Genomic DNA, 11,841 nt, shown 5'->3' on the forward strand with positions numbered 1-11,841 from the left:
GCTCTACTAATTAGTGCTACATCTTTTCCAGACTTAGCAATCTCTAACACCTGCTCACATCTAGCAACCTCTTTTTTCATTCCTGATACATAAAACTCTTTTTCAGCAAACTCATCTTTCACTAAGTCTATATAAGTTATATATCCCGCTATTACATCCACATTTTTTAAAACTCTATACGCTCTTACTGTTATATCATCCATATTTCCAGGACCAATTCCTACAACATATATTTTACCTTTTTTCATAAATAAATCTCTCCTCATAAATGGAAATTGTTATTCCATCTTTTTTTGCTTTTATCTCTATAAATTTTCCATCTTTACTTGACGTTAAATATGCACACGGTTCTGAAACAGCTTTTACACCTATCTCTTTTTTTACAAATTCAGATCCTTGAAACATATCTTCTACTGTTAATATCTCTTCTCTACTAACAATTTTCAACTCTTTTCCAAGCTCTCTAACAGTTTCAACAATTCCTTCTTCATCTGCTTTTAAATCTACTGTTGCAAAATGTTTTATACTTTTAAGTGAAAGATTATGTTTTTTTAATGTTTCTACTAAAAATTCATAAACTTTTTCTTTTTCAATTCCTCTTCTTGAACCTATTCCTATAACTAAATTTTCAGGATATAAATGCACAATTTCTAAATTTTCTTTATTAGAAATAACCATAATACCTTCAGGATTTTCATTGCATATATTTTTAGGAAGACTTAATTCAACATTTTTTCCATCTACTATTAATGATGTAACTTTTTTGGCATCTTCTAATGATTTTAGATTACACTTTAATTTCTGAGATAAAGTGTCCACTGCAATTTTTCCTGTTACATCTGAACTAGTTGTTATAATTGGAACTAATCCAAATATTTCATGAAGGTTTTGAGTCAAATCATTTGCTCCTCCTAGATGTCCAGAAAGAAGAGAAATTACAAAATTCATCCCTTCATCTACTACAACTACTGCTGGATCAACATCTTTTGATTTGATTAAAGATGCGATTTTACGAATAACAATCCCTGTTGCCATTATAAAAATATGTCCATCATATTTAGTGAATACTTTATTTAACTCTTCAGTAAAGTTTTCTATCTGAAAACTATTGTCTATTTTAAATTTTGAAAGAGTAAATAAATCTACTCCTTCAAGTTTATTTTTAATCTCTACTCCATTTAGACCTGCTCCTCTTGTTACAGTCCAAACTGCCAATTTCATTACTTCTCAATTCCTTTTCTAAATTCATGAGTAAAATGCTTATCATATAATAAAGATTTTTCATATTTATCTCCTAAAAAATCTCCAACTAAAATTTGAGCTGTTTTAGTTATATTCGCTTCTTTCACTTTTTCTTCAATTGTTTCTAATGTTCCTAAAACAATTTTTTGATCCTCCCAAGTAGCTCTTTGAACAATTGCTATTGGAGTTGTCATTGGATAATGCGTAGCTAATCTTTTTACAACGTCTCCTATCATATGTACTGATAAAAATATAGCCATCGAAGCTCTATGAGAAGCTAATGACTCTAAACTCTCTTTTTCTGGAACTGGAGTTCTTCCTTCTAATCTTGTACAAATTACAGTTTGAGAAATGCTTGGTAACGTGAACTCTTTTTTTACTGCTGCTGCAGATGCTAAAAATGAACTTACCCCTGGAATTACCTCATACTCTATCCCATGCTCATCTAACATATCCATCTGCTCTCTATGTGCTCCAAATATTGCTGGATCTCCTGTGTGAACTCTAGCAACTTTTTTTCCTGCTTTTATTGCTTTAACAGTTACATCTATAACTTCCTCTAAAGTCATTGAAGCTGAATTATGAATTTCCGCTCCCTCTTTATGACACTCTATAACTTGTCTTGGAACTAAAGAACCTGCATAAATTATTACATCTGCCTCTTTTACTAATCTTTGTCCTTTTACTGTAATTAACTCTGGATCTCCTGGTCCTGCTCCTATGAAATAAACTTTTTCCATTGATTGATACCACCTTTTTTTAGTATTAATGTTGTAAAGTAAGGAATATCTTCCTCTTCCATTTTTGTTAAATCAAAATTTATCTCCTGTGTTTCTTTTCCACAGTTTGAAACCATTATTATATTTTCTAGATTTCCTGTAGCTTCTAGTCCAGCTCTAAGTTTATCAAAATTTCTAGATACTTTCATAAATACGATATTATCTGCAGAGTTAATTTCACCAACAATATTAGTTTCTCCATTTAACGATACAACTTTTAAAGATTCTTCTCCCATAACTAAAGGCAGATTAAATCTTGAAGACATATCTGAGAACGACGATATTCCAGGAATTGTTTCTACAGGTATCATCCCATCTAAGTACTCAAGAATATAAACATATGTACTATATGTCATAGGATCTCCAATTGTTAAGAATCCAACTTTTTTTCCTGCTTTTAAATGCTCAACTATCATATCTGCATTTCTTTTTCTAAACTCTTTTCTAGCTTCTACACTTTTTAACATTGGAAACTCAACAAACAAAGTTTCTGCTCCCTCTTTTAAATACTCTCTAGCTATTTCATATGCTGTACTTCCCTCAGCTTTTTTAGCCTCTGGTAAAACTACTACATCTAGCTCTTTAAAAGCTCTTATAGCCTTTAGCGTTAACATTTCAGGATCTCCTACTCCTACTCCTATTCCATAAAACTTTGCTGTTGACATTACTTTGTTTCCTCCTTATCTGCTGTTATTATATATATTGGATTTTCTCCATACATCATTGTGTATGGTCCTATACTCTTTCCTCTAGATACAACAACGTTTACAACTTCTATATTTTTAAAATTTAATTCTTTTAAAAGCTTTGTAGCATCTGCTAAAGTTTCTAAAGTTATCGCATTTATGACTACTCTAGAATTATCTTTTGAATATTTAATAAAATGTTCAAGTATGTTTCTCATTGAACCTGTTGATCCACCTATAAACATTCTATCGTATTGAATAATTGGTATTGCTTCAGGAGCTCTTCCTACAATTACTTCTATATTATCCAATCTAAATCTATTTATATTTTCTTTTAAAGTTTCTATACCTTTTTCTTCCTTTTCAATAGCAAAAACATTTCCATTTCTTAAATATGTTGCAGCTTCAATTCCAATGCTTCCAGTTCCAGCACCTACATCTACTAAAATAGAATCATCTTGCAATTGCAATTTCGCTATAGAAATTGCTCTAATCTCTTGTTTTGTCATAGGTAGTTCTTTTTGAACAAACTCTTTATCATAAATATGTCCCATTATTTTTAAACCTTTCTTATAATTGTTACATTCATTTCATATTTTTTACTATATTTTTTATAATCACATACTAAAAACCTTGTAATAACTTCATCTTTATAAGAAAGTCTCTCTCCAATTATTATTTCAGCATTTAAAATATTGTTTTCAACAAGTGTTTTGCTTATTTCAATTGGATTGTTTTTCTCATCAGTTAGAAGTACTACCCCATTTTTACTATTTTTAAATATTTCTATATAATCATTTTCTCTTCCATGAACACTACAAAGTTGATAGTGTTCCCAAGTCATCTCTATTTTTGAAAATAGATATTGAAAAGAAGATATCCCTGGAATAACATTAAATTTTTTTTCAGGAAAACTCTTTTTTAAATATGTAAGCAAACTATAATAACCTGTGTCTCCTGAAACAATAAACACTATATTTTTGTCTATATTTTTTAAAACAAACTCTTTCATTTCATCTAGTTTTTTCATAACATAGATATATTGATTATTTAAAAGAGCATCAATCTCTTCTAATTGCCTCTCTCCACCTATAACAATTTGAGAATTTTTTATTCTATCTACTCCTGCCTTTGTCATGTAATCTAGATTTCCTGGTCCAAGTCCCACCACTGATATCTCTTTACTCACTTTTTAACTCCTCTATCATCTCATAAAATCCATTGCTATATCCCAATATATCTCCACTATAGTTAAAAAGAATTGATTGAAACTCTATACTGTCTCTTGAAAATTCAGCTGATCTTTTAGCTACTTTATTAGCAATTAAATTAAATAAGCTTTCTTTTTTTAATATATATTCTGTAGCTTCTTCAGCTGTATTTGCTTCTAAAACTTTTAAAATATTCTCTCTAGGTTCATCTATTAAAATAGCATTTGCTGCAATTATTTCTAAACGAGCATCAGCAACTCTACTATGAGTATTAAAAATTCCACCTGCTACTTTTATAGCTTTTCCTATATGTCCAATTAATACTATTTTTTTAAATCCCAATTTTACTGCGCTATCAATCATAAATCCAATATAATTACTTGTTACAACCATCTGTTCAACATCTATATTATTATCTATACAAAATTGTTTCCCATGATTTCCAAAAGCAAACACCACCCATTCTCTAGTACTATTTTCTTTTAAAACTTTTAATTCAGCAAACATAGATTTAGTAAGTGCATCCTCACTCATAGGTTTAACTATTCCAGTTGATCCCAAAATAGATATCCCACCTAGTATCCCTAACTTTCCATTAAAAGTTTTCAAAGCTTTTTCTCTTCCCTTTGGAACGTATATAGTTACTATTACTTTTAATCCATACTCTTCAAGAAGTGGATTTAAAGTTTTTACTATCATCTCTTGTGGTCCTGGGTTTATAGCTGATTTTCCAGGTGTTACTTTAAGTCCTTTTTTTGTTACTAATCCTACACCTCTTCCACCTACTATTAACATATTATTAAAATTATGAGCTCTTTCTATCTTGGGTAATTTTTTTACAATTTTTACTTTAGCACAAATTTCTATTCCGTTTGTAACATCAGGATCATCTCCTGCATCTTTTAAAACAACACCTCTAGCCCAATTACTTCCTCTTTTTTTTGAATGTATTGGTATATTTAAAGTTACTCCATTTAATGTAGTTATCTCAACTTTTTCTCCCAAATCTTTTTCTATCAAAAGATTTAATGCAACAAATGCCGCTACACATGCACATGTTCCAGTTGTATATCCCGATCTTAATTCTTTATCCATTAAAATCCTTCTCTCTTATGTAACTGATATAAAATTCCATGAAGTATTGAAACAGCTACAGGACTTCCTCCTTTTCTACCTTTTACAATAATATATGGTATTCCACTTCCAGGTAGAATCTCTTTTGATTCAGCCGCTCCCACAAATCCTACAGGAACCCCAACTATTAAAGCGGGCTTTTGAACCTCACCAGAATCAATAAGTTCTTTCAATCTAAATAGTGCTGTCGGTGCGTTCCCAATTAGATATATATCTGTATTAGGGTCTTTTGCTGCATGTTCTATTCCTACTATTGATCTAGTTACTCCTCTTTCTTTAGCTTCAGCTGCTACATCTTTATCTGAAACTAAAGAATAAGCTGAGTATCCATACTTATCTAAAGTAATTTTACTTAAACCATTAGCTATCATGTTAGTATCACAATATATTTTACCACCTTTTTTTAAGGCTTCTAAACACGATTCAACCGCTCCTTCTGAAATCTCTAATAGGTCTGCATATTCAAAATCAGCTGTTGTATGTATAACTCTTTTTACTATTGGTAAATGAGTTGGAGAAAACTCTTTTGCCTTTTCTCCCATTTCTTCCTCTATTATTTCAAAACTTCTTATTTCAATATCTTGTGGTCTTTTTATATATGACATCTCTTTGCTCCTTCTAACATCTGCTTTAATATATCTAAGTTTTTAAAAAAATGTAAATGTGGATATCCCGCTATGAGATTTTTATTTTTATAACCACATAACCACTCTCTACCATCACTTTTTCTAAGTTTAAACACTCTTTCATCATTGCCTACTTCATCTATAGTCGAATAATGAAATTCATGAGCTTTTCCATTTAACTCTCCAAAAGCTACATCTACGTATCCAAATCTACTGATAAAAAGTCTTCCAGTCATCTTTACACTACAGTCAATTAATTGTGCCATAGAATAACTTTTTTGCTCCAAAGTTTTTATTCCTTGGCTAAGATACATAAATCCTCCACATTCTCCATAAATATGTCCTCCAGACTCATGAAATTCTTTTAAAGAGTTTAAAAAATCCTTATTATTTGATAAATCTTCTAAATAATTTTCTGGATATCCTCCACCAAAATATAATAAATCAACCTCAGGTATTTTCTTATCTTTTATAGGTGAAAACTCTACAAGTTCTATTCCCATTCTTTGTAAAAGCTCTAAATTATCCTCGTAGTAAAATGAAAATGCTTTATCTTTAGCTATCCCTACTTTTAATCCTGTATATAAATTTTCTACGTTTTTAAAAATATCTATTTTTTTTTCTGATTTTTGTAGATTAGCTATCTCTTCTATCTTTTTTAAATCAATAGTTTTTCTTATCTCTTCTTTTAAAAGCTCTTTTTTTTCTTCTAAATCCTTAACTTCATCTGCTTGAAGTAATCCTAAATGTCTACTACTAATTCCTAAATTTTCATCTTTTTTTAAATATCCTAAACATGGTATTCCTGTATAACTTTCTATAGCATCTCTTAACATTTCATAGAGCTTTTCACTGTTTACTTTATTTATTATAACTCCAGCTATATTAACTCTTGGATCTAAATTTTTATATCCTAAAACTTCTGCTGCGATACTTGTACTTTTTCCTGCCGCATCTACTACTAAGATAACTGGTAATTTTAAAATTCTAGATAAATGAGCTGTACTATAATTATCTAAAGAATTTCCTAAACCATCATAAAGCCCCATAACACCTTCAACAATAGATATTTCTTTACTATGTTTTTCAAAACTATACCTTACTCCATCTTCTCCCATTAAAAACAGATCCAAATTATAACTTTTATTTCCTGTTATAAATTTATGAAAACTAGGATCTATGTAATCAGGTCCTACTTTAAATGGAGCAACATCTTCAAAAGTAGCCATTAACCCCATAGATACTGTAGTTTTTCCTATTCCACTTCTTGTTCCTGCTAAAACAAATCCTTTCATTATTTCAGCACTCTCCTTAAAGCCTCTAAAACTTTCTCATTTTTCTTTCTATCTTTTATTGCTAATCTTATATAACTCTCATCTAAAAACATAAAGTTGGAAGCATCTCTTACTAAAACACCATTCTCTATCATTTTTTTTCTGAAACTTTTAGCATTATCATTTAATAACTTTACTAATATAAAGTTAGTTTCTGTTGGAGTTACTTCTATATTATCTATTTTACATAACTCTTCATAAAACCATATCTTTTCTTGTTTTATCCAATTTTCTGTTTCGTGTATATACAAAGTATCTAAAAGCATAGTTTTTCCTGCTATTTCAGCTACTCCATTAACACTCCAAGGTTCTCTAATATTTTTTATCTCATTTAATATTGCTCTATCATAAGTTAATCCATATCCTAACCTAACTCCTGGAAGCGCAAAAAACTTAGTTAAAGCTCTTAAAATAAATATATTTTTATGTTTTAATAAAAATGCAGTTTTATCTTTCCAATTATCAACAAACTCTATAAAAGCTTCATCTATAAATAATTTTTTATTTTTTCTTTCTAAAAAATCAGCTATTTTTTTTATTTTTTCAAGATTTTGAAACTTTCCCGTTGGATTATTTGGATTACACATAACAACAACATCTTCATCTGTTATAAATTCCAATAGCATATTCTCATTCAAAGAAAAATCTTTGCTCAATGGAAAAAATTTAATATCTCTTCCTGCAGCCTTAGCAGCTCTTTCATACTCTGCGAAGGTTGGTGCGATTATTAGGACCTTTTTGGCTTTTACTGCCTTCATATATAGAAATAGAACCTCTGTAGCGCCATTTCCTACAACTACATCATCTATATGACAATTATTATAATCTCCAATAGATGTTCTTAACTCTATATAATCTATATCCGGATATTTTTCTAAAGATTCAAAATTTTCTACAACTGCTTTTTTAAAGCTACTTGGAACTCCTAAGGGATTTATATTAGAACTATAATCTAAAACTTCTATCCCACTATCTCTTTTTAGTTTATATATATTTCCACCATGCAAATCCATATTACTTCACTTCCTATTGTCTTATACTAGTTTAATAAATGTTGTAAACAAAACTATTCCTACAAAAGATGTCATAAACATTATCTTATAACATTTTTTTATATCTTCACATTGAAACTCTTTTAATTTATCTCCTATTGTAGGTTTTTCAAAATATTTTCCAAAATATTTTGTTTTACCGCCAAATTGAACACCTATAGCTCCTGCAAAAACTGCTTCTGGATGACCTGAATTTGGACTTGAATGATTTTTTCTATCTCTAAAAAATATTTTTAATGGTTTTTTTATTCCCATTCCTAATAAAAATGTTGCAATTGGAATTATTATTAAACCAGATAGCCTCGCTGGGATAAAATTAAAGAAATCATCTACTTTTGCCGAAACCATACCAAAATCTATATATTTATCATTTTTATATCCAACCATTGAATCAAGAGTGTTTACTGCTTTATACCCCATTGCTAAAGGTAATGCCAGTGAAATACCATCAACTACTATAAAACTTCCTAAAAATGTATAAAACATAGGTGCTATAATTCCATCGACGCTATTTTCAGCTATAGTCTCCATTGTACTTCTTACAACTTGTATTTCATCCATCTCACCTGTATCTCTACTAACTAAATAAGAAAGCTCTTTTTGTGCTTTTTGTAAATCCCCATTTTTTAAAATTTTATAAACTTTAATCCCTTCAGCCCCTAAACTTTTTGTTGCCAAAGTTGTGTACAAAAAGAAAATTTCTAAAAATTCAGACATTTTAGCCATATAATATGACAATATCACTGTTGAAAGTATCACTGTAAAAGCTAATACTCCTCCCCATACCTTTTTATTTCTAAATGAATAAATTTTACCTTCAATAAAAGTTATGTATTTTCCTATAAATCTAACTGGATGTGGAAACCAATATGGATCCCCTAAAATTAAATCTAACAAATAAGCTATCCATATTTTTAAAATGATGCTCATTAGTTCTCCTCCAAAATCTTATAAATAGCTTTTATATCTACATTTTCTCTGAATATTTTTTCTAACTTATCTAACTCTTGAAGTCTATACTCATCAAATGTCATTGTGCTATTTTTCTTTTCCAGTCCTTTTTTTTCTCTTATATTATTTAAAATAAAATCAGTAAACTCTCTATTATCAAAAATTCCATGTAAATATGTTCCAAAAATATTATCTTTTACTGTAGCTACTAGTCTATTATCTAAAGTTATAGATTTTTCTTTCCCCTCTGTTACTCCTTGGTGAATTTCATAACCCTTAACTTGAATATCTCCTAATCCCTTTAATAGTCCAGTTTCTCCTTTTAATACTCCTGTATATTGTGTTGTTACTTTCTCTTTTTCCATTGTAGTTTCTATATCTAAAAGCCCTAGTCCTGGAAGTTCTTTTATATCGCCCTCTATTCCATAAGGATCTAACACTTTTTCTCCTAAAATTTGAAATCCTCCACATATCCCAATAATAGGAGTTCCTTTTCTAGAAATTTTTATAATCTCTTGTGCGATTCCCTTCTCTTTTATATCTTTTAAATCATCTATTGTGTTTTTAGATCCAGGTATAATTACCAAGTCCTCATTTCCTAATTCGTGAAATGATGTCACATAATTAACATTTACATCTTTATTTGCTAATAAAGCATCAATATCTGTAAAATTCGATATATGTTTCAATTTTATAACTGAAACTGTTATATCTGCAGTTTTTGATTTAATCTTATTAAATTTTTCTGTTACCCCATCCTCATCCTCTATGTCTAGTTCAAAGTATGGCATAACTCCTAAAATTGGAACCCCTGTCAGTTCTTCTATTTTTTCTAATCCTGGTTTTAATATATCAACATTTCCTCTAAACTTATTTATAATTACACCCTTTACTCTAACTCTCTCTTCTGGTTCCATAAGAGATATGGTTCCGTAAATTGATGCAAAAACTCCACCTCTATCAATATCTGCAACTAAAATAACAGGAGCATCAACCATTTCAGCTAATCCCATATTTACTATATCGTCTTGCTTTATATTTAATTCTACAGGACTTCCTGCTCCCTCTATAACACATATTTGATTTTTATCTTTAATTATATTATAAGCTTGAATTATATCTTTTTTTAACTTTGATTTATAATCTCCGTATTCAAGTCCTCCCATATTACCAATAGATTTTCCATTGACAATCACTTGAATCCTTCTATCCCCTGTGGGCTTTAATAAAATAGGATTCATTGTATAGTGAGCTTCTATCTCACATGCCATCGCTTGAAGAGCTTGTGCTCGACCCATCTCATGTCCATCTTTTGTTATATAAGAGTTCAGTGCCATATTTTGAGATTTAAAAGGTGAAACTGTGTATCCATCTTTAAAAAATGCTCTACATAAGCCTGTAACTGTTATACTCTTCCCTGCTCCTGAAGACGTCCCAACAACCATTATGTTCTTATGTTTCATAATATCATTTCTCCTAAATTTGTGAAGTTTAGCGGAAATATAAAAAATGCGAAAATGAATAGAATATTGCTAATTAGAATTGAAATTGACAGTTCTAAATACAAATCTGTTCACCGCAGATTTTATATTTTCTTTTATATTCATGGCAGATATCCTGACTCAGATTCATCCTACTCTTAGGCCTTCCCATAAAAACTACAGTGGCTAGTCTAATTTCGTCCTCCTTACAGTGGCGGGACCGTGTGAGATTTTCACTCAACTTTCCTTTTAATCAAATTATTGAACCATAAATAATATACATATTTATCATAATTATACATAATGATTATGCACAAGTCAACCTTTTTTAAAAGTTTATGTTTAAAAATTAAACTACAAATGTATAGTATTTCATAAAAAACTAATCTCTAAAAATAATTTTAATAAAACTGCAATAATAAAAAAGAAAATTAAATTTTATTCGTAGATTAAATGTGACATATTAAATTTTTATAAGGGAGTGATTAAATTATGAACGATGTTAAAACAAATAAACAACCTCTTCTTGTAGAGGATAAAACTATCAATGTTCCTCCTATGTTTGCAGAGATTTTTGCATTAAATCCTAAGAATCTTAAAAAATGGCTAGTTGGAGCAAAAAATTCAAATAAATCTTATGAAGATCTTAAAGTAAAAGATATCTTAAATACAAAAGTTAATGCAGCTGTTAATGATGAAGCATTTCTTTTAGATGTAACATTTGGAAATACAACACACAAACTATATTTAAAAAAACCTCAAGCAAATAAAGGATTGGATTTTATATTAACAGAAGGTGATAAATTTAAAATTGAAACAAATTTACATCTTACTGAAATAAATGATAAAAAATGTAATATTCATCTTGAAACAACTTTACTTGAAAGCAAGCATAGTTTCCATCCTATAACATCTTTCGAATTAAAATACTTTTTTAGAAAAAGTTTATCCAACTTCATAGAAGAGTGTGAAAAAAGTTATAGCACTTTTGAAAGTGAAGAAAAAACTATCGAAGCTGAAGTTTTAAATTTCTATCAAAGCAATATATCTGCTTTTAATTCTCTGATTGAACCATTAAAAAATGATTTAGGAGAAGAATCATATTTAGATATTCAGAAAAAATTAAAAACTTTAGGTATGGATACATCTGATAAAGTTAGTAAAATTTTTACAAATTTAGTTGGTGTTATTCCAGCAGAAGATTTATCATTAATTAATGACAAAGTTATTCAATTTATTAAAGAACATATCTTTATTTTAAAAGGGATTACTAAAAAAAATAATGCTGAAAATTTAAAAGATATTAATACAGTTACTAAATTACAGCTAGATAATATAAACTTTA

13 protein-coding genes and 1 riboswitch are annotated in these 11,841 nt (G+C 29.1%); of the genes, 1 reads left to right on the forward strand and 12 read right to left on the reverse strand.

Annotated features, from left to right (window positions below; genetic code table 11):
* The 12 genes from Q0V08_RS07375 to Q0V08_RS07430 form a co-directional block, all read right to left on the reverse strand.
* The coding region (locus Q0V08_RS07375) for an SAM-dependent methyltransferase (protein WP_297433506.1) at nt 1-248 on the reverse strand (248 nt) is incomplete at its 3' end.
* Complete coding sequence (cbiG, locus tag Q0V08_RS07380; protein WP_297433508.1) at nt 235-1,221, reverse strand: cobalt-precorrin 5A hydrolase; 987 nt, start codon at nt 1,219-1,221, stop codon at nt 235-237. The genes cbiG and Q0V08_RS07375, both read right to left, overlap by 14 nt.
* Nucleotides 1,221-1,982: a precorrin-4 C(11)-methyltransferase gene (gene cobM / locus Q0V08_RS07385; RefSeq protein ID WP_297433510.1), complete on the reverse strand. Its 762-nt coding sequence runs from the start codon at nt 1,980-1,982 to the stop codon at nt 1,221-1,223. The genes cbiG and cobM overlap by 1 nt, the downstream gene beginning before the upstream one ends.
* The gene (gene cobI, locus Q0V08_RS07390; RefSeq protein WP_297433511.1) at nt 1,961-2,686 is read right to left on the reverse strand and encodes a precorrin-2 C(20)-methyltransferase; all 726 of its coding nucleotides are present in this window, start codon (nt 2,684-2,686) and stop codon (nt 1,961-1,963) included. Before cobI ends, cobM begins: the two co-directional genes overlap by 22 nt.
* Nucleotides 2,686-3,261, reverse strand: a complete 576-nt coding sequence (cbiT, locus tag Q0V08_RS07395; RefSeq protein WP_297433513.1) for a precorrin-6Y C5,15-methyltransferase (decarboxylating) subunit CbiT — start codon at nt 3,259-3,261, stop codon at nt 2,686-2,688. Before cbiT ends, cobI begins: the two co-directional genes overlap by 1 nt.
* A 5-nt stretch (nt 3,262-3,266) precedes the next feature.
* On the reverse strand, nt 3,267-3,896 hold the full coding sequence (gene cbiE, locus Q0V08_RS07400) for a precorrin-6y C5,15-methyltransferase (decarboxylating) subunit CbiE (RefSeq protein ID WP_297433515.1): 630 nt from the start codon (nt 3,894-3,896) through the stop codon (nt 3,267-3,269).
* The gene (gene cbiD / locus Q0V08_RS07405; RefSeq protein WP_297433517.1) at nt 3,889-5,013 is read right to left on the reverse strand and encodes a cobalt-precorrin-5B (C(1))-methyltransferase CbiD; all 1,125 of its coding nucleotides are present in this window, start codon (nt 5,011-5,013) and stop codon (nt 3,889-3,891) included. The genes cbiE and cbiD overlap by 8 nt, the downstream gene beginning before the upstream one ends.
* Nucleotides 5,013-5,657 carry a precorrin-8X methylmutase gene (locus Q0V08_RS07410; RefSeq protein ID WP_297433519.1) on the reverse strand — a complete coding sequence of 215 codons (645 nt, stop codon included), beginning with the start codon at nt 5,655-5,657 and terminating at the stop codon, nt 5,013-5,015. Before Q0V08_RS07410 ends, cbiD begins: the two co-directional genes overlap by 1 nt.
* Nucleotides 5,645-6,973, reverse strand: coding sequence for a cobyrinate a,c-diamide synthase (locus tag Q0V08_RS07415; protein WP_297433521.1), 1,329 nt, complete (start codon nt 6,971-6,973; stop codon nt 5,645-5,647). The genes Q0V08_RS07410 and Q0V08_RS07415 overlap by 13 nt, the downstream gene beginning before the upstream one ends.
* The gene (locus tag Q0V08_RS07420) at nt 6,973-8,025 is read right to left on the reverse strand and encodes a histidinol-phosphate transaminase (RefSeq protein ID WP_297433523.1); all 1,053 of its coding nucleotides are present in this window, start codon (nt 8,023-8,025) and stop codon (nt 6,973-6,975) included. Before Q0V08_RS07420 ends, Q0V08_RS07415 begins: the two co-directional genes overlap by 1 nt.
* Before the next feature lie 21 nt (nt 8,026-8,046).
* Complete coding sequence (gene cbiB / locus Q0V08_RS07425) at nt 8,047-8,994, reverse strand: adenosylcobinamide-phosphate synthase CbiB (RefSeq protein ID WP_297433525.1); 948 nt, start codon at nt 8,992-8,994, stop codon at nt 8,047-8,049.
* On the reverse strand, nt 8,994-10,478 hold the full coding sequence (locus Q0V08_RS07430; protein WP_297433527.1) for a cobyric acid synthase: 1,485 nt from the start codon (nt 10,476-10,478) through the stop codon (nt 8,994-8,996). Before Q0V08_RS07430 ends, cbiB begins: the two co-directional genes overlap by 1 nt.
* Nucleotides 10,479-10,604: 126 nt before the next feature.
* Nucleotides 10,605-10,782: riboswitch (cobalamin riboswitch) on the reverse strand.
* A 206-nt stretch (nt 10,783-10,988) separates the two neighbouring features.
* Here Q0V08_RS07430 and Q0V08_RS07435 point away from each other — a divergent pair.
* Nucleotides 10,989-11,841: hypothetical protein (locus tag Q0V08_RS07435; RefSeq protein WP_297433529.1), on the forward strand; the 853-nt coding region annotated here is incomplete at its 3' end.

Origin of the sequence: uncultured Cetobacterium sp. (assembly GCF_947038635.1) — a bacterium.
In the GTDB taxonomy this organism is placed as follows: Bacteria; Fusobacteriota; Fusobacteriia; order Fusobacteriales; family Fusobacteriaceae; genus Cetobacterium_A.

What these genes read in the sequence shown, in the direction of transcription:
- Q0V08_RS07420 (WP_297433523.1), bottom strand. Translation starts at nt 8,025, where the DNA reads ATGGATTTGCATGGTGGAAATATATATAAACTAAAAAGAGATAGTGGG.
- Q0V08_RS07430 (WP_297433527.1), bottom strand. Translation starts at nt 10,478, where the DNA reads ATGAAACATAAGAACATAATGGTTGTTGGGACGTCTTCAGGAGCAGGG.
- cobM (WP_297433510.1), bottom strand. Translation starts at nt 1,982, where the DNA reads ATGGAAAAAGTTTATTTCATAGGAGCAGGACCAGGAGATCCAGAGTTA.
- cbiG (WP_297433508.1), bottom strand. Translation starts at nt 1,221, where the DNA reads ATGAAATTGGCAGTTTGGACTGTAACAAGAGGAGCAGGTCTAAATGGA.
- Q0V08_RS07415 (WP_297433521.1), bottom strand. Translation starts at nt 6,973, where the DNA reads ATGAAAGGATTTGTTTTAGCAGGAACAAGAAGTGGAATAGGAAAAACT.
- cbiB (WP_297433525.1), bottom strand. Translation starts at nt 8,994, where the DNA reads ATGAGCATCATTTTAAAAATATGGATAGCTTATTTGTTAGATTTAATT.
- Q0V08_RS07410 (WP_297433519.1), bottom strand. Translation starts at nt 5,657, where the DNA reads ATGTCATATATAAAAAGACCACAAGATATTGAAATAAGAAGTTTTGAA.
- cbiT (WP_297433513.1), bottom strand. Translation starts at nt 3,261, where the DNA reads ATGGGACATATTTATGATAAAGAGTTTGTTCAAAAAGAACTACCTATG.
- cobI (WP_297433511.1), bottom strand. Translation starts at nt 2,686, where the DNA reads ATGTCAACAGCAAAGTTTTATGGAATAGGAGTAGGAGTAGGAGATCCT.
- cbiD (WP_297433517.1), bottom strand. Translation starts at nt 5,013, where the DNA reads ATGGATAAAGAATTAAGATCGGGATATACAACTGGAACATGTGCATGT.